Annotated in this window: 8 protein-coding genes; 7 read left to right on the forward strand and 1 reads right to left on the reverse strand. The window is 68.6% G+C overall.

Annotation, left to right across the window (positions count from 1 at the left end; all coding sequences use genetic code 11):
* The first annotated feature begins 91 nt into the window (after window positions 1-91).
* Together POL67_RS13830 and POL67_RS13835 are read left to right on the forward strand one after the other, a co-directional pair.
* Window positions 92-1,696 (forward strand): L,D-transpeptidase, encoded by a 1,605-nt coding sequence (locus tag POL67_RS13830; protein WP_271917781.1) that lies wholly within the window; start codon window positions 92-94, stop codon window positions 1,694-1,696.
* A 114-nt stretch (window positions 1,697-1,810) separates the two neighbouring features.
* Entirely contained in the window at window positions 1,811-5,098 is a 3,288-nt protein-coding gene (locus POL67_RS13835) for a beta-propeller domain-containing protein (protein WP_271917783.1), read from the forward strand.
* Between the two features lie 81 nt (window positions 5,099-5,179).
* On the opposite strand, the gene POL67_RS13840 is transcribed toward POL67_RS13835, so the two are convergent.
* On the reverse strand, window positions 5,180-8,464 hold the full coding sequence (locus POL67_RS13840; protein WP_271917784.1) for a DUF2135 domain-containing protein: 3,285 nt from the start codon (window positions 8,462-8,464) through the stop codon (window positions 5,180-5,182).
* 109 nt (window positions 8,465-8,573) lie between these two features.
* On the opposite strand from POL67_RS13840, the gene POL67_RS13845 reads away from it, so the two are divergent.
* From POL67_RS13845 to POL67_RS13865, 5 genes are all read left to right on the forward strand, one after another.
* Window positions 8,574-9,398, forward strand: a complete 825-nt coding sequence (locus POL67_RS13845; protein WP_271917785.1) for a TIGR02452 family protein — start codon at window positions 8,574-8,576, stop codon at window positions 9,396-9,398.
* Window positions 9,399-9,447: 49 nt separating this feature from the next.
* A complete protein-coding gene (locus POL67_RS13850) occupies window positions 9,448-11,751 on the forward strand; it encodes a MopE-related protein (RefSeq protein WP_271917786.1) in 2,304 nt (767 codons plus the stop codon).
* A 43-nt stretch (window positions 11,752-11,794) separates the two neighbouring features.
* Window positions 11,795-13,192 carry a 3' terminal RNA ribose 2'-O-methyltransferase Hen1 gene (locus tag POL67_RS13855; RefSeq protein ID WP_271917788.1) on the forward strand — a complete coding sequence of 466 codons (1,398 nt, stop codon included), beginning with the start codon at window positions 11,795-11,797 and terminating at the stop codon, window positions 13,190-13,192.
* Complete coding sequence (locus tag POL67_RS13860; protein ID WP_271917789.1) at window positions 13,189-15,798, forward strand: polynucleotide kinase-phosphatase; 2,610 nt, start codon at window positions 13,189-13,191, stop codon at window positions 15,796-15,798. The genes POL67_RS13855 and POL67_RS13860 overlap by 4 nt, the downstream gene beginning before the upstream one ends.
* A 76-nt stretch (window positions 15,799-15,874) precedes the next feature.
* Window positions 15,875-17,308, forward strand: coding sequence for a peptidoglycan-binding domain-containing protein (locus POL67_RS13865; protein ID WP_271917791.1), 1,434 nt, complete (start codon window positions 15,875-15,877; stop codon window positions 17,306-17,308).
* Window positions 17,309-17,561 lie beyond the last annotated feature (253 nt).

Consider the following 17,561-nt stretch of genomic DNA (forward strand, 5'->3'; position numbering starts at 1 on the left):
GCGAACCCTCTCCGGGAGCCCAAAAACGCGCTTCTCGCCCTCCGCGGGCAAACCCCTCGCGTCCGGCGAGGATCGGCTATAGTCCCCCGCCGTGGACGCGCGCCGAACGCCCCTGAACGAGGTGCCGCGAGCGCGATTCTTCGCGTTCGCCCTGGCACTCGCCGCGTTCGTCGGGTGCGGCGCGCCCGACGAGCCGCCGGGACGCTCTGTCGAGGGGCCGGATCCGGCCGTGCCCGCGGCGTCGCTCGCTTCGGGCGGCGCGCTTCCGCTCCCGCCCCAGCCCTCGGCCGTGAGCGAGCCCGAGCCCGAGGGCCCCGCGCCGGCGGACCTCGAGCCGGGCCAGGGCCACGAACTCGCCAGCATCGCGATGCGCAACTTCGTGTACATCGCGCCCGATTACCAGTCCACGCGCCTCGGATACCTGCGCGCCGGCGCCATCGTCCCGCGCGCCGCCGAGCCCGCCGGCTTTAAGCGATGCAAGGGCGGTTTTTATCGGATCCACCCGCGTGGCTACGTCTGCGTGGGCACGGGCGCGACGCTCGACACGAAGCACCCGATCGCCCTCGCCGCCGTCCGCGGCCCGCGCCGGGGCGAACCTTTCCCGTACCATTACGTCGTCTCGCGCAGCCCCCCGCCGCATCTCTACGTCCACCTCCCCACGCCCGAGGAGCAACACACCGTCGAGGGCCGTCCGCTCGGCGCCCGGGGCATGAATGACTGGATCATGCAGGAGATTGGCAGGACGATCGGCGACGCCGATCCGATCTCCGCGTTCCTCGAATCCGGCCGTGATTTGCCGAAGCCCGCGGGCGCCGAGGAGAAGGTCCGGTTCCACGCGCACCGCGGTCGCGCGAAGGCGCGATCGGCCTTCGGGCTGATGGCCTCCTTCGATTGGACGGGCCGCCGCTTCGGCCTCACGACCGAGCTCGACCTCGTGCCGATCGATCGTACGCGGCCCGCGCACGTCTCCGAGCTGCGCGGCGTCGTCTTCAAGGCCCCGGGCGTGCCGGCGTTCGTCATGCACCAGGGCCTCCGCGCGCTCCGGCCCGACGAAGAGGGCAAGCTCCGGCCCGCGGAGTACGTCCCTTTCCGGAGCGGATGGGTGCTCACGGGGCGCGCGTCGAGCGGCGGCACGCACCGCGCCGAGGGCAAACCGGGCGAGGCGCTCGCGGCCTACCTGGAGACCACCGAGGGAGTGTGGCTCGCGGCGAGCAGCCTGCGGATCGGCCGGCTCGGGCAGGATCTATGGGGCCACGCGAAGCGGGGCAAGCGCTGGATCGACATCTCGATCGAGTTGCAGATGCTCGTCGCGTACGAAGGAAATACGCCGGTGTTCGCCACGCTCGTCTCCACCGGCAAGGGCGGGCTCTCGGACCCGGAGATCACGGGCGCCACGGTCCAGGGCACGTTTTTCGTGCAATCGAAGCACGTCACGGCGACGATGGACGGCGATCCGGCGAGCGAGGCCGCCTTCGAGCTCCACGACGTGCCTTACGTCCAGTACTTCCACCAGAATTACGCCATTCACGGCTCTTACTGGCACGACGAATTTGGCAAGGCGCGCAGCAATGGTTGCGTGAACGTTTCGCCCGCGGATGCGGCCTGGCTCTTCGAGTTTACCGATCCCCCCGTCCCGGCCGCGTGGCACGGCGCGATGACCCCCGCCGGCGGCACGCTCGTGTACGTCCACCCCTGAACAGGCGCGCGCTCTCCGGCGCTCCCTGGAGAGCACGATTGGTACCCGCGCTTCCCACTTGATTCTTCTTCCCGGCATGCGTTAGATCTTCGAGATTTCGTGTCTCGTTTTTCGATGACGGAAAGGACGAAGGTCATGCGGGCTCTCCGGGCCGGATTCTCCCTGTCGCGTGCTGGGCTTTGCGGCTCCCTCCTCGTGTTGTTGTGCGCCGGTTGCGGGGCCGAGCCGACGGGCGGGCCGCTCGGCGGAGGCAGCGGGGTCGACCTCGACCCGGTGCCCCCGAAGGTCGACGATCCGCCGAATGTCCGTCCGCTCCCGCCCCTCCCGACGGGCCCCGAGGCGCGCCCTGACCCGCCGTCGATGCCGCTGCAAGGCGCCACGTCGTTCCTCTCCGCCGACGAACCTTGGCTCCAATGGGGCGAAGAAGAGGAGGAAGAAGAGGAGGAGGAAGAGGAGGAAGAGGAAGAACGCGAGCTCGAGGAGGGCGATATTTATCGTGTCCTCAGCGACGGCATGCTCCTCAACCTGAACCTCTATCGGGGACTTCAGGTCATCGACATCGGCGACCTTTCGAACACCGAGATTGTCGGCCGTTTGCCCATTCAGGGCACGCCCGTCGAGATGTACGTCGACGGCGATCGCGCTGTCATCCTGCTGAACGAGTGGTCCGGCTACGAAGGGCACCCCGAGAAGCTCGTCGTGGAGAACCGAACGGGCGGGACGATCTTGCTTGTCGACGTCGCCGATCGGCAGCACCCGAAGCTCCTCTCGCAGCGGTATATCCCGGGCTACATCCAGACGAGCCGTTATGCGAACGGCCAGGCCAAGGACTCGCTCTACGTCGCTGCCAGCGAATGGGAGTACAAGAAGGTCGACGGCAACTGGGAGTACGTGCTCACGAGCACCGTGAAGAGCTTCGACGTGGCCCCCACGAAGCTCATCTCGAAATCGGAGATCACGCTCGGCGGAGACGTGACGGACGTGCACGCCGAGGGCGACGTCCTGCTCGTGGCCCGCGGCAACTCCGCGTGGTCGGACCAGAGCAGCAACGTCGCGGTCGTGGACATCTCGAACATCGACGGCTCGATGACCCTGCGCGACGAGATCACCGTCCCGGGCTTCGTACGCTCGCAGTTTCACATGGATATGCGCGGCGACGTCCTGCGCGTCTTCTCCGGCCCGCGGTGGGGCGTCGGCAAGCAGAGCCACCTCACGACGTACGACGCGTCGAACCTCGACACGCTCGTCCCCATCGATCACGTCGCCTTCGGGACGGATCAGGCGATGTTCGGCGCGATTTTCCTTGATGATCGGGCGTTTGCCGTGACGTACATGCAGACGGATCCGTTCCACGCCTTCTCGGTCGGCGCGGATGGCAGCGTCGAGGAGAAGAGCGAGTTCATCGTCTCCGGGTGGAACGATTTCTTCCGGCCGGCGTTCTCCGCGTCGCGCCTCATCGGCATCGGGGTGAACGACGAGAATGGCTCGCGCAAGCTCGCGGTGAGCCTCTACGACATCACGAACCTCGAGAACCCGCAGCCGCTCGTGACGCGGTCGGAGGTCGGCGGGCAAGGCGGCGGATGGAACTGGTCCGAGGCGAGCTGGGATCACCGCGCCTTCACCGTGTCGGACAATGCGGTGAACGTGCTCTCTCCGAGCGGCGAGACGGAGACGGGCCTCGTCCTCCTCCCGTTTTATGGGTATCAATATGGGGCGGACGGGACATGGGAGACGAAATCGGCGGTCCAGATCTTCACGTTCTCGGACCACACGGTGACGCGGCGCGGGGTCATGTTGCACTCGGATCCCGTGCGCCGCGCCTTCCGCCTGCCGAACCAGAATGGCGCGAACCTGTCGGAGCGGGAGCTCCGCGTCTACGACCAGACGAACCCGGACAACCCCGTCCTGCGTGATCAGCTCGATCTCGCGCCGGAGTTCAGCCAGGTGTTCCCGGTCGGCAATTCCCACATCGCGAGGGTGAAGGAGCCGAACTGGTATTACTGGTGGTGGGATCCGAACGGCCCCAAGGTCGTGGAGATCGTCCCCAAGGGCCAAGACGTCGAGCTCGCCACGCCCGTCGCGAGCTTCGAGGTGCCCGCGAATTCGTCGCTCTTCCCGGTGGGCGACAAACTCGTCGCGGTGACATCGGTCCCGAACAACTGGCCGAACTACCAGACCACGGCGCAGGTCTTCGACCTCGCCGACCCCACGAATCCCACGGAGGCCGGCTCGCTCGTCACGAACGATTTGCCCGGGGTGGGGACCGTGTACGAGGGCAACCAATACGCCTCGTCCGTCCGCGTGATCGGCGATTCGCTCGTCTTCACGAACGCCGAAGCCGTGTGGCAAGAGCCGATCCACGCGACCCAGTGCTGGGAGTACATCTACACGAATGCCGATTGCTTCGGCGAAGAGGGCTGCACGTACCTCGCGGGCCAGCGTGATTGTTATGAGATCAATGGCAACCCCGAGGTTTGCGTCGGCGGTTTTGCCACCTGCACCGACCACGCGGATGCCGAGCCGTCGTGCGTGCCGCTCCCGGAGGGCGCGACGCCGGAGCCGCTCTCCGGCTATTGCTACAGCGCCGACCAATACCCCGTCACCTCGCGATACTCGTTCAAGGTGCTCGATCTCTCGGATCCCACGGATCCGAAGGTCGGCGGCGTCGTTCAGACGCACGTCGAGGAGGACGGGGTTCGTTTGCTCGACGACGGCGATTCGCTCTACGTCACGGTCAAGAAATCCGTGGAGGTGCCGCTCGATGCTCGGCCCTACGCGCAATACTTCGTTCGTCGCCTCGACGTCACGAACCCCGCGTCTCCCGTTCTCGGCCCGGCGATCAACGTCCCGGGCGAGCTCGTCGCCAAGAAGGGCTCGGTCCTCTTCACGCAGGACAAACTGTGGGGGCAGCGGTTCGTGGATTCGGGGATCGCCAAGCTCGAGCTCTCGGGCGACCTTGCGCACCTGCAGAACTACGAGCACCTGCCGTTCCGCCGGGTGAACTCCTTCGGCGTGGACGAAGGCGGCCTGCCCGTCGTCGTGCACGGGCTGCAATGGCAGTCGCACGGGGCCTATTACGCGAGCGTCTCCCCCGCGTTCTCCGTCTTCGCGCCGCGCCCGGACGGCGACGATTTCGTCGCGCTCTCGACCACGCGCCTACCGACCTACCTCTGGCTGCAGCACGTCGATCGCAAGCGCGCGTTCCTCTCGACGTACAACGGGGTCCTGATGGTGAACCTCGACGCGCCGGAGACGCCGTTCGCCCAGGCCTTCTTCAAGACCTGGTATTATGGCGGCTCGAACGCCCCGCGGATCATCGACGACGAGGTCTACCTCCCCGCGGGACCGACCGGCATTCAGCAGCTCGGGATCGACGCGTCGAACCTGCTGCAAACCCCCTGATTCAGGGCACCTCGAAGGCGCCGATGCCCATCGGCGCCTTCATACCCATCCCCCCGAAATCACGCACGAACACCGCAAGGCTCAGGGCCCCGCCATCTCCAACGTGGACTTGGGCTTCTGGCCCGGCTTCGCCTTGCGCACGATCTCGAGGAGGTCGTGCTTCTGCTTGCCGTATTCGAGCATGATGACCTTCTCGGTCGCCTTCTGCGCGCTCGTGCCGAAGTCCTCGAACACGATCACTTGCACCTTCGTCCGCGTCGAGGCGCGGTTTCGGTCCGACGCGAAGTAATGGGCCTGAATCTTGTACCTGCCATCCGTCGCGTTTTTCAGGACGTACATCTCCGGGCCATAGCCCTGCGTGACGTCGAGGGTGAGCATTCCGCCGATCTGCGTCTGGCGATTGCCGAAGTAGCAGACGTCGCCGTTTGGCTCGGTTACATGCAGGTCGATGTCGGTCGCGTCCGTGTTCCAGGTGATCATCACGACGAGATCGGCGCTCTGGAGTTGGGTCTCGCGGGCCACCTGCGGCAGGCGGCCTTTGACGTACTCGGGGACGCTCGTCTTGAGGTCGCCGCGGGCCGCGCGCTGGAGCAGGTCGAAGTATTCGAGCGCGAGGATCTTGCGGAACTCGCCGAACCGCGCTTCCCATTGCCCTGCGAGGCCGACCTCGAAATACGCCATCGCGAGGTCCGTGCGGCCAAGACGCGTGAGGGTCTGCGCCATCGCGCGGTAGGTCTGCGGCTCGTAGGGGCGCGCCACGGCGACGCGGCGGAAGAGGTGGAAGGCGTCCGCGGGCAGGCCGAAGCTCATCGCCGTGACGCCGATGTCGCGCGCGAGCACGGCGTCGCCGGGGTTTTCCTCGACGAGCGAGCTCAGCGCTTTGAGGGCGTCCGCGGGCCCGAGCGAGGCACGCCGGCGCTCCGCCTCGTTCGTCATGCGATCGTAATCGAGCTTGTGCGCGGCGAGGTCGGCGAGCACGGGGGCCGGGATCGATTTCTTGTCGCGTGATTTCACGGCGAGCGGAGCTGCGTCGACCCGGAAGCTCTCCTCGGGCATCTGGTTCAGCGCCTGGCGGAACGAGGGCGGCACGGTGAGGCTCACGCCGGGTGTCGTGGGCAAACCGTCGATCCAGCGCAGGAACGTGGCCTTGGGGTTGCCGAGCGCGGAGGCCGAGAGGGCCAGCGTGTCTTCCACGATCCGCGACGCCGCCGCTGATTTGATGGACCGCGCAAAGTCCTCGGGCACGATGCCGAAGCGCTGGTAATCGGCCTCGGACTCCAGCATGAGCAGCGACGAGGTTTTGCCGGGGACGCGGAAGTGGATCGAATATGCTTTCGCCATGGTCTCGGTGGCGGGGGCGAGCTCTTCGATCTGCGCGACCGCGATCTGGCCATACCCACGAATGGCGAGCGGCGAGGGGATCGCCTGGCCGAGGGGCGCCTTGACGACCTGCGTGCCGCTGCCGGATTCGAGCGTGAGCTCGACGGTCGCGTCCTTCTCGGGCGCGCCGCGGCCGGCGACACGCAGGGTTTGGCCGGGAAAGACGAAGCGGGGACGGCCGGCGAAGAGGACGTCGCTGCCGCCGGCGACGCGCGCCGAGACCAGGCGGAAGGGGCGGCTCTTGTGCGCGGTCGAGGCCTTGGCGACCTCGGCGTCGCCGGTGACGGAGAAGAGCGCGCCGCCGGTCTCGCGCGTCAGCAGCGTGAGCGCGTCGACGTCCGTGCCCGCGAGGCCCGTTTGATAGGCGTAAATCGAGCGGACCGGGGTCTTCTGCAGGCGGCGCGTGATCATCTGCGCGTCGGGCTCGCCCCAGGTCGCGGCGCCGTCGCTGAGAAGGAAGACGTCGAATTGCGGGGCGCCGGGCGCCGTCGCGGCCCGGCCGAGCGCGGCGCCGAGGTCGGTCGCGCCTTCGAGCGCGAGGCCTTGCGCGAACGTCTGGAGCTCGCGGCGCGAGGCGGCGTCGTTCGTGACGAAGCGCGGCTTCCAGAGGGTCTGCTCGATGTTGAAGAAGAGGACGTTGTAGTGCTTGATCGTGTCCTCGTTGTTCGCGAGGAGCGCGTCGAGCAGCTTCAGCCAGACGTTGAAGCGGTCCGGGTTCGACGAGAGCGAGGTGTCGACGAGGAAGAGCGCGTTCTCCTCGCCCTTCGCCGCCGCTGACGCGGGGAACTGCGGCGCGATGTCGGCCGCGAAATACGGCCCCGTCGCGGCGTCCGTGGCGACGACGTGCGCGGCCCCCGGCTTCTTGATGCGGACCGTGACCGTTTTTCCGGACGGATCGTCGAAGCGATAGAAACGTTTGTCCGGGCCCGAGAAGGCAGGCGCGACCGGCGTGACATCGACGGACGCGCCCTGCGGGGCCACGACGGCGAAATCGATCGCCTTGCTGCCGACGTTCTCCGGCAGATCGAAGCTGTATTCGAGATCCTCGCCGATCCGCGTGAGCGGCACGTCGTAGCCGAGGACGATGCGGTGGGATTTGCCCCCGACGAGCGGGAAGACGCGCGTGTTGAAGACGTTCGGGCCGGCCCATTCGAGCAGCGCCGGATCCACGTTGCGGCGCACGGTCTGCGTGTAGGCGAGCGCGGCCTTCTCCTTCGGCACCATGCGCGCCTCTTTCACGCCTTGCCAGGCGGACTCGCGCGCGCGGCGGATCTCGGCCGGCTCGCCGCCCATGCCGCGGGCTCGGTCCGCCGGGAAAAATGCCGGGACGGCGTCGCCCGCGATGGCCATCGCGTCCTGCCCGAATGCAAAGTAATACGGCGACGCGCCCACGGGCAGGCGGAGCTTGAGCGTGCCTTCGTATGTCTCCGGGCGGTTGTTCTTGACCACGATGTCGAGCACGACGCGGGCCATGAACCCGTCGATCGCGACTTTGGCCTGCACGCTGCGCACCGGCAGCGCCTCGCGATCGCCGATCTCGACGCGCACCGCGTGCGCCCCGCTCTGCGCGCGCTTCCACGTCGTCGCCTCGTCCGAGCCCGCGACGGCCTTGGGCTTCGCCGCGGTTGCGCCTTTTTCGGCCGACTTCTGCTCGACCGCGAGGCGTGGCGCCCCGCCGCCGCCCGGCGCTTGCACCGGCGCTGAGGTGGGCATGGGCGCCGCGGCGCTGGGCTCCATCGGGGCTGCCGGGGCCATCGGCGGAGGCGGAGGCGGAGCTTCGGCTTTTGCGTCGTCGGCGTCGTAGGGAGCCTCCGGCGCCGCCGCCGTATCCATGGATTCGACGGACGAGGGAGCGGCCTCCCCAGCGTTCGCGGGGGCTCCTGCCATCGAGGCCGGGGGCGAGCCGCCGCCGCAGCCGCCCGCGCTCGAAGCGAGGGTGGCGAACAGCGCGAGGAGGACGAGGAATGCACGCGCGCGCGAGGTCATGGCCCGAGCATAACGGAGGTCGACGTCGGGACTTACAGGAAGATCGACCGATCGCGCGGCGCGTGACGTATCCTCGCGGTATGACTTGGTTTGCCGTTTCGGAGGAGACATGAAGCTCGGCAGCGTGGCGACCGAGACCCTCGACATCGTGGCGCGGGGCAAATACGAGAGTGCCGGAGGCCTGCACGTCCGGATCGGCTCGCTCATCGAAGCCGCCGCGGCGGGGACCGTGCTCTACGCGCCGGGTGATCTCGCGCGCGCTGAGCCTCGCGAGCGGCGCCCCGGAGCGATCCGCGTCGAGGTGACGGACGAGACGACCGCGGCCGCGGGGCGGAGGCTTTGCCGCGAGGGAGAGGCGCGTGTCGCCGCGTTGAATTTCGCATCGGCGAAAAACCCGGGCGGCGGATTTTTGGGGGGCGCCAAGGCCCAGGAGGAGGACCTCGCCCGGTGCTCGGCGCTTTATACGTGCCTGCTCCGGCAGCCGAAGTATTACGAGGCAAACCGGGCGACGGCGTCGATGATCTACACGGATCACCTCATCTACTCGCCCGACGTGCCGTTTTTCCGGGACGACCGGCTCGCGCTGCTCGACGAACCGTTCACGTTGTCGATCGTGACGGCGCCGGCCCCGAACGCGGGCGAGGCGCTCCGCCGCGACAAGGAGGCGGGCCCCGCGATCCGTGAGGCCCTCGAGCGGCGCGCGGCGTACGTCCTCGCCGCCATCGCCCTCCACGGGCACCGCACCCTCGTGCTCGGCGCGTGGGGCTGCGGCGTGTTCCGCAACGACCCGCGCGAGGTCGCGGACGTACTCGCGCGCTGGATCGTGCATCCGCGCTTCGAGGGCGCCTTCGATCGTGTGGTCTTCGGTATCTACGATCGCAGCGCGGGCCGGCAGACCTTGCGCGCGTTCGAGGAGCGGATGGCGAACCTGTGATCGGCCCCTTGTGCCGCGACGCGCTTCCCGGCACGATCAGCCGACGCCCATGGCTTCGACCTTCCGCCCTCGTCGCTCCGCTGGATCCGCGTTCCTCGCCGCGGCGCTCGGGCTCGCCTCGTTTGCCCTGCCCGCGTCGGCGGATGCCCAGACGTTCCCCGCCAACGCTACGTGGAAACCGCTCGTTCGGGGTGGCGTGCGGGTCGCGGATCCACCGGGGGATGCGGGATCTGGGCGTGACGTCGTCAGCGACTCCGCGCAGGGCGCCGCCGCGGCTTACTTCGCAGGCGACGCCAATTTCCTCTACGTCCGGCTGCGGATCAACGACGCGGTGCTTCAGATGCCGCCCGCGGACTTCAAGGCGTTCGGCTGGGTTTGTCTCATCGATACCGACGGCAACCTCGCGAGCCACGAGCTCTCCATCGGGGTCCTCGGGAGCTCGGACGTCGTCGAGCTCCGGCGAAACACGAGTCCGCAGAACGATGGATCGCCCGCGGACATCTCGGAGACCCTCGTGAAGAGTTACCCGGCGTCGACGCACGCGCGCTCCGTCGCGGCTTCCACGATGGTGAGCGGAGACGCCGACTTCTTCATCGACTGGGCTGTCGCGCGTGTGGATCTCGGCATCGCCAACCAGACGCCGTTCCGGCTTGCGTGCGGATCGTCGAACGACGCGCAGAGCCTCACGGTCGACCTGATCTCGGACAAGGGCGCCCTCACGCTCGCCGGGCTTGTGGCCGATCCGATCGCCCTTTATGGCGCGACCTGCCTTTACGATTGCCTCGACTCCGGATTTCCCTGCGACGTCGGCGTCGGGGCCTGCCTCGCCACGGGCTCGATCCTGTGTGACGGGCTCACGAGGTCCTGCGACGCGTTCCCCGGCGAGCCTGGCACGGAGACCTGCAACGGGATCGACGACGATTGTAACGGCGAGACCGACGAAATTTTTGGTCTCGGCGTGCCTTGCGACGTGGGCGTCGGCGCGTGCGCGGCGTCGGGCGTCATCGTGTGCACCAGCGACGAGCTTTTGAGCGAGTGCAGCGTCGACCCCGGGAACCCCGTGCTGGAGATGTGTAACGGGATCGACGACGATTGCGACGGGCTGACCGACGAGAATTTTGATGTCGGCGAGGCCTGCACGTCCGGGCTCGGTGCGTGCGAGGCGGTAGGCGTGAAGGTGTGCTCGGGGCCCGCGACGACGCAATGCGACGCCCAGCCCGGGATACCCGAGGCCGAGGCGTGCAATGGCATCGACGACGACTGCGACGGCGTCGTGGACAATGGGCTCGGGCTCGGCGATTCGTGCACGGTGGGCGTGGGCGCGTGCCTCGCGCAGGGCGTCTTCGTCTGCGACGCGCTTTTCGGCACGACGTGCAACGCGACGCCGGGTTTGCCCTCGAACGAGACGTGCAACGGCGTGGACGACGACTGCAACGGCGTGACGGACGAGGGCTGCGCGGACACGGACGGCGATGGGCTGACCGACGCGGAGGAGGTCCTGCTCGGCACGGATCCGAATGACGCCGACACGGACGACGACGGCGTACCCGACGGCGCCGAGCCGTCGATGGCCGAGGACACGGACGGCGACGGGCTCATCAACGCGCTCGATCCGGACAGCGACGATGACGGCCTCTTCGACGGCACCGAGATGGGTTACGGTTGTGACGATCCCGCGACGAACCTCGCCGCGATGACCTGCGTGCCCGACGGCGATCTCGGCGCCACGACGACGGATCCGACGAAGGCCGACACGGACGGCGGTGGCAAACCGGACGGGGCCGAAGACGCGGATCACGACGGCGTGCTCGATCCGGGCGAGACGAACCCGAACGATCCTTCTGACGACGCGTACACCTGTTTCACGGACGCCGATTGCGGCAATCCCGTGAGCGGCTCCGTCTGCGAGGCGGGCGCTTGTGTGCCCGGCTGCCGCGGCGCGGCGGGCAATGGTTGTCCTCATGGCGAGGTGTGCTCGTCCTCGGACGCCTCGCGCGGCGTTTGCACGCCCGCGCCGAACGAGTGCGCGAAGGACGCCGATTGCGGGGCGCCGGGCAGCGGGCGTGTCTGCGACATCCCCGCGCGCCTCTGCCAGGCAGGTTGCCGCGGCGCGGCGGGCAACGGTTGTCCCGCGGGATCGTTCTGCACCTCGGAGACCTCGACGCCCGGCGTCTGCGCCCCCGTGCCCGTCGTGGGCCTCGAGGGCAACGGCGTGTTCTGCGAGGCCGCCGGCGCGGGCAGGGGCGGCAGGACCGGTGGCGTGCCTTTCGCGCTCGTCGTCGGGCTCTCCGCGTTCGTCGTGAGGCGCCTCTCCCGGGAAAAACGGCGCTCCCGCGGCGAGATCGAGGGGTGACCCGGACGCCGGGCTTTGATAGCCTCGGCCGAACGGTCTTCGCATGCTCTTCACCCTTCGCGCCACGGGCCCCCACGCGTCGGGGCTCGGGTACTTGCTGCACAAGCACCCCGACAAACTCCAGACGTTCCCCCTCGCGTTCGGGCGCGCGCACGTCTTTTATCCCGAGGCCTCGGCCGAGGCCGTGACGGCCGCGCTGCTCGTCGACCTCGACCCGGTCGCCCTCGTGCGCGGCCGGCCCGGTTCGTCCGAGGGCGGGCTCGTGGATCAGTACGTGAACGACCGGCCGTACGCTGCGTCGTCGTTCCTCAGCGTGGCCATCGCGCAGGTGCTCGGCTCGGCGCTCGCGGGGCGCTGCAAGGATCGGCCGGAGCTCGTGCAGACGTCGATCGCGCTCGAAGCGACGCTCTCGGCGGTCCCGTGCCGCGGCGGCGCAACGCTCCTCCGGTCCCTGTTCGAGCCGCTCGGGTACGAGGTCACCGCGTCACGTTTGCCGCTCGACGAGCGTTTCCCCGCGTGGGGCGAGGGCACGCACCACGACGTCCGCTTGCGCAAGGCGTGCCCGCTCTCGGAGCTGCTCTCGCACGTGTACGTGCTCGTCCCCGTGCTCGACGACGACAAGCATTACTGGGTCGGCGACGACGAGGTGGAGAAGCTCGTCTACCACGGCGAGGGGTGGCTCGCGACGCACCCCGAAAAGGAGCTCATCGCGCGCCGATATCTGAAGCACCGGGCGCGTCTGGCGCGCGCCGCGCTCGATCGGCTCGTCTCGGGCGAGGCCAAGGATCCCGACGCGGAGGCCGAGGCGCATGCCGAGGAGGAGGCCGCAATCGAGGCGCCCGTGCGCCTCGACGAGGCCCGGATCGAGGCCGTGGCGCGAGCGCTTTCGGACGAGGGCGCGAAGACGGTGGTCGATCTCGGCTGCGGGGAGGGCAAGCTCCTCGCGAAGCTCGTGCGGAACCGGGCGATCACGCAGCTCGTGGGAGTCGACGTCTCGCAACGCGCGCTCGACGTGGCCTCGGAGCGGCTGAAGCTCGATCGGCACGGCGGCCGGAAATCCGAGCGGATCGAGCTCCTGCACGGCTCCTTGCTCTACCGCGACGCGCGCCTCGCGGGCTTCGACGCGGCGACGCTCGTGGAGGTCATCGAGCACATGGAGCTCTCGCGCCTCGGCGCGCTCGAGCGCTCGGTCTTCGCGCACGCCCGTCCCCGCGTCGTCGTCGTGACCACGCCGAACGCCGAATACAACGTCGTGTTCACCTCGCTGCCCGCGGGCCACATGCGCCACAAGGATCACCGTTTCGAATGGACGCGCGCCGAATTCGAGGCGTGGGCGGGCAGCGTCGCGGAGCGAAATGGATATGCGGTCCGGTTTGCTCCCATCGGGCCGGCCGACGACACGCTCGGTTCTCCCACCCAAATGGCGGTGTTCTCCCGATGAGCACGGAAGCCCCGGGCGCTTTGGCGGCTCCCGCAAAAGAACCTACGATCTCCCTGCCGACGCCGAGCCTCGTCCTGCTCGTCGGTGCGTCGGGATCGGGGAAGAGCACCTTTGCGCGGAAGCATTTCGCGCCGACCGAGGTCGTCTCGTCCGACATGTTCCGCGCGATGGTGTCGGACGACGAGAATGATCAGAGCGCGTCGGCTTCGGCGTTCGAGGTGCTGCACCTGGTCGTGGACAAACGCCTGGAGGCGGGCAAGCTCGTGGTGGTCGACGCGACGAACGTGCGGCCCGAGTTCCGCAAGCCGCTCGTGGCGATCGCGCGCAAGCACCACGTCTTCGCGACCGCGATCGCGTTCGACGTGGGCGAGCGGGTCTGTGCCGAGCGGAACGAAAACCGCACGGATCGCAACGTGGCGGCCCACGTGGTGCGGCGCCAATCGCAGGATCTCCGCGCGTCGCTGCGCGGGATCGAGCGCGAGGGCATCCGCGTGGTGCACGTGCTGCGCATGCCCGAGGAGATCGAGGGTGTCCGCATCGAGCGCACGCGCCTCTGGACCGATCGCCGCGACGAGCACGGGCCGTTCGACATCATCGGCGACGTGCACGGCTGCTGCGACGAGCTCGAGGTGCTGCTGGAGGATCTCGGCTACACGGTCGAATGGGATCCGGCCGCGGGCCCGCACGGCGTGCGCGTGACGCCGCCGCCGGGACGGCGCCTCGTGTTTCTCGGGGATCTCGTCGATCGAGGCCCGCGGATCGTGGACGTCCTGCGGCTCGTCATGACGGCCGTGCAGAGCGGGGCCGCGCTCTGCGTGCCGGGCAACCACGAGGTGAAGCTGCTCAAGGTGCTCCGCGGCCGGCAGGTCACGATCATGCACGGCCTCGCCGAGACGCTCGCCGAGCTCGCCTCTACGACCGAGGCGTTTCAGGCGGAGCTCGCGCGCTTCATCGACGATCTCGTCAGCCATTACGTGCTCGACGAGGGCCGGCTCTGCGTCGCGCACGCCGGCATGAAGGCGTCGATGCAGGGGCGCTCCTCGGGTGGGGTGCGCGAATTCGGGCTTTACGGCGACACGACGGGCGAGACAGACGAGTATGGTTTGCCCGTGCGGCACAACTGGGCGTCCGAGTATCGTGGCCGCGCGACGGTCGTGTATGGCCACACGCCGGTCCCGACGGCGGATTGGCTCAACAATACGATTTGCATCGATACGGGCTGCGTCTTCGGCGGCTCGCTCACGGCGCTCCGGTATCCCGAGCGCGAGATCGTTAGCGTGCCGGCGACGCGTCAATATTGCGAGCCCAAGAAGCCGCTGATTTCCGTCGCGCCCGAGGAGGGCCGCACGGCGCAGCAGGCGCACGACGACACGCTTGATATCGACGACGTGATCGGCAAGCGGCCCGTGAGCACGCGCCTCGCGCGGTGGGTCACGGTGCGCGAGGAGAATGCGGCGGCGGCGCTGGAGGCGATGAGCCGGTTCGCGGTCGATCCGCGCTGGCTCGTCTACCTGCCGCCCACGATGTCCCCGACCGAGACGAGCGAGCTCCCGGGCACGCTGGAGCATCCGGCCGAGGCCTTCGCGTATTTCCGGCGGAACGAGGTCCCGCGCGTCATCTGCGAAGAAAAACACATGGGCTCGCGGGCCGTGATTGTCGTTTGTCGGGACGAGGCGACGGCGAAGAAGCGGTTTGGCACGACAGATGGCCGCGCGGGCATCGTGTATACGCGCACGGGCCGGCCGTTTTTCGACGATCCGGCGTTCGAAGAGGCGCTCCTTTTGCGGGTGCGGCGCGCGGCCGAGGCGAGCGGGCTCTTCGACGAGGTCGGCGGATGGTTCGTGCTCGACGCCGAGATCATGCCGTGGTCGGCGAAGGCGCAGGCGCTCGTCCGGGTGCAATACGCGCCCGTGGGCAGCGCCAGCCGGTCGGCGCTCGGGGCCGGCATCGAGGCGCTCGTGCAGGCGAACGAGCGCGGGATCGAGACGGGCGAATTGCTCTCGCGCATGCGCGAACGAGCGCGGGCCGCCTCGCTTTACGTCGACGCGTATCGACGTTACTGCTGGCCGGTCGCGCATATCGAGGATTATCGCGTCGCGCCGTTTCACTTGCTCGCGGCCGAGGGGCGCGTGTTCGTCGACCGGGACCATCCTTTCCACCTGGCCATGGCCGCGCGGCTCGCCGAGGCGGACGGGCAGGTGCTCGTGGCGACGCGGCACGTGGAGGTCACGCTCGGGGACGAGGCGAGCGAGCGGACGGGCGCGGCGTGGTGGGAGGAGCTCACCGCGGCCGGCGGCGAGGGGATGGTCGTGAAGCCCATTTCCTTCCTCGCGCGGGGCAAACGCGGGCTCGTGCAGCCAGCCGTGAAATGCCGCGGCCGCGAGTACCTCCGGATCATTTATGGGCCGGAGTACGATTTGCCCGAGAACCTCGCGCGGCTCCGCAACCGTGGCCTCGGCGCGAAACGTTCGCTGGCTCTCCGGGAGCTCGCGCTTGGCGTCGAGGCGCTCGAGCGTTTCGTCCGGGGCGAGCCCTTACGTCGTGTACATGAATGCGTGTTTGCGATCCTGGCGCTGGAAAGCGAGCCGGTCGATCCGCGACTTTGATGCCATATCCAGACGGGATGCTTCACGTTTGCTAGTCTCTTCGCGCGGACGCAAACGCGCCGGATGGAGGATGCGAATGAACGAGAACGAGTCGAACGAAGGGGGCGGGGCACTTCTGTCGCCCGAGCTCGCGGAGGACGCGATGCTCTCGGCCGTGGCCATGGGCGAGGCGACACTCGCGCGTGGGGCGAAGAGCGGGAGCGTGGTCGTGCTTCAGAAGGCGCTCGTCGAGCTCGGCGCGTCTCTCACTCCGGATGGCTCGTTCGGACCCAAGACCCACGCTGCGATCGCCGCCGAGCAAGCCGCGGCGGGGATGCCTGAGACAGGCGTGCTCGACGCGGCGACGCTCGGGGTCGTCGATCGACGCCTCGCCGCGCGACGCAAGGGTCGGCTGCACGACGCCATGGCGGCGGCGGTCGGGGGCGCGCCTGCGAGGCCGGCGGGCGCGGCGCAGGTGGCGTCAGCCGGGCCGTCGCGGCAGGACCAGGGCTACTTTGAAGACGCGGCCGCGCTCCGGGGGCCGGGGGCGGGACCCGTGGCGGATCCGGATTCACCGCCGCCGGTTCAGGATCGCGCGGGCACGAAGGCGAAGGGACCGCTGGCTACGGATCGGGCCGGTTCGTTCGACGCCGTTCGGCGGTCCATCGGCGACGACGCGCCGGCGAACGCGGCGCTCGAGCGGCTCCTCGTGGCGGGGCGCCTGCATGAGGGGTCGCTCTTGCCGAACCTCGCCACGTTCGCGCAGACCCCGCGCAACCCGGCGCTCTTGCTGGAGGCGGGGATCGAGCCGGAGCTCTTGCTCGGGCAGGTGATCCGTCACGTGGACAACCCCCTCCGGGTGCAGCAGGGGCGCGGGCACGGGACGTGTGGCGCCGGCGTGATGGAGTATGTGCTGCTCCGGGGGGATCCGGCCGAGCTCGTGCGGCTCGTCGACGGCATCACCCGCGAGGCGCGCGCGGTCACGCTTCGATCCGGCAAGAAGCTTGAGATGCCACGCAGCGCGATCGCGCGGGACGACTCGGGGCGCGTGGACCTCGACCGGCTCTTTCAGTCGGCGATCATGAACCACGCCTCGGCGATGAGCTGGCTCTTCGATTACGACAACCCCGAGGACAACGATACGTTTTGGGCGGCCGTACGAGGCAACAGCCAGATGGCTGTGTATGGCTTCACCAGTTTGTATCAAGCCATCCTGGGCGGGACCTATACGAGCGTGACCAAGCTCTCGCGGCCGAAGGACGAAATCGCGGGACTCGTGGCGACGTCGGCAGCGCGCGGCGAGCGGGTGCCGGTGATCCTGGAGTTCAAGACGTACCACTGGCTCTCGGTCGAGTGGCTCGAAGCGGGCAAGGACGGCAAACCTGCCTCGATCGTCCTTCGAAACCCGTGGGGCAAAGACGAGGGCGGCGACAAACCGCTCCGCGTGGCGATGCCCGAGGGCGGGGGGCGCGTCCGGATGAAGTACGCCGACTTCCTCGAAAACGTATTCGGTGCCACTGTCCGCGGCTGAGCGGCGCACGTCTCGCGCCCCCTTCGTCGCCCCCTCCCGGCGACTTCGACCTCTCATCAGGAGCTACGGCTCATCCGCGTCGCGGCTTCATACCACTTTGGTAGTAGCCGTCTGGTGATCCGTATTGCTATCGCCCCCGACCCGGTCGGAGCGTCGCTTCTCGCGCACTCCACAAGGGATTACGGCTCGTTCACGCTTCGACTTCGTACTACTTTCGTCGTAGTGATTCGGTAGTCCAACTTGCTATGTTGCC

The organism is Polyangium mundeleinium, assembly GCF_028369105.1.
GTDB lineage: Bacteria > Myxococcota_A > Polyangia > Polyangiales > Polyangiaceae > Polyangium > Polyangium mundeleinium.

Coding starts and splice junctions, on each gene's coding strand:
- POL67_RS13835 (WP_271917783.1), top strand. CDS start 1,811: ATGACGGAAAGGACGAAGGTCATGCGGGCTCTCCGGGCCGGATTCTCC.
- POL67_RS13840 (WP_271917784.1), bottom strand. CDS start 8,464: ATGACCTCGCGCGCGCGTGCATTCCTCGTCCTCCTCGCGCTGTTCGCC.
- POL67_RS13845 (WP_271917785.1), top strand. CDS start 8,574: ATGAAGCTCGGCAGCGTGGCGACCGAGACCCTCGACATCGTGGCGCGG.
- POL67_RS13850 (WP_271917786.1), top strand. CDS start 9,448: ATGGCTTCGACCTTCCGCCCTCGTCGCTCCGCTGGATCCGCGTTCCTC.
- POL67_RS13855 (WP_271917788.1), top strand. CDS start 11,795: ATGCTCTTCACCCTTCGCGCCACGGGCCCCCACGCGTCGGGGCTCGGG.
- POL67_RS13860 (WP_271917789.1), top strand. CDS start 13,189: ATGAGCACGGAAGCCCCGGGCGCTTTGGCGGCTCCCGCAAAAGAACCT.
- POL67_RS13865 (WP_271917791.1), top strand. CDS start 15,875: ATGAACGAGAACGAGTCGAACGAAGGGGGCGGGGCACTTCTGTCGCCC.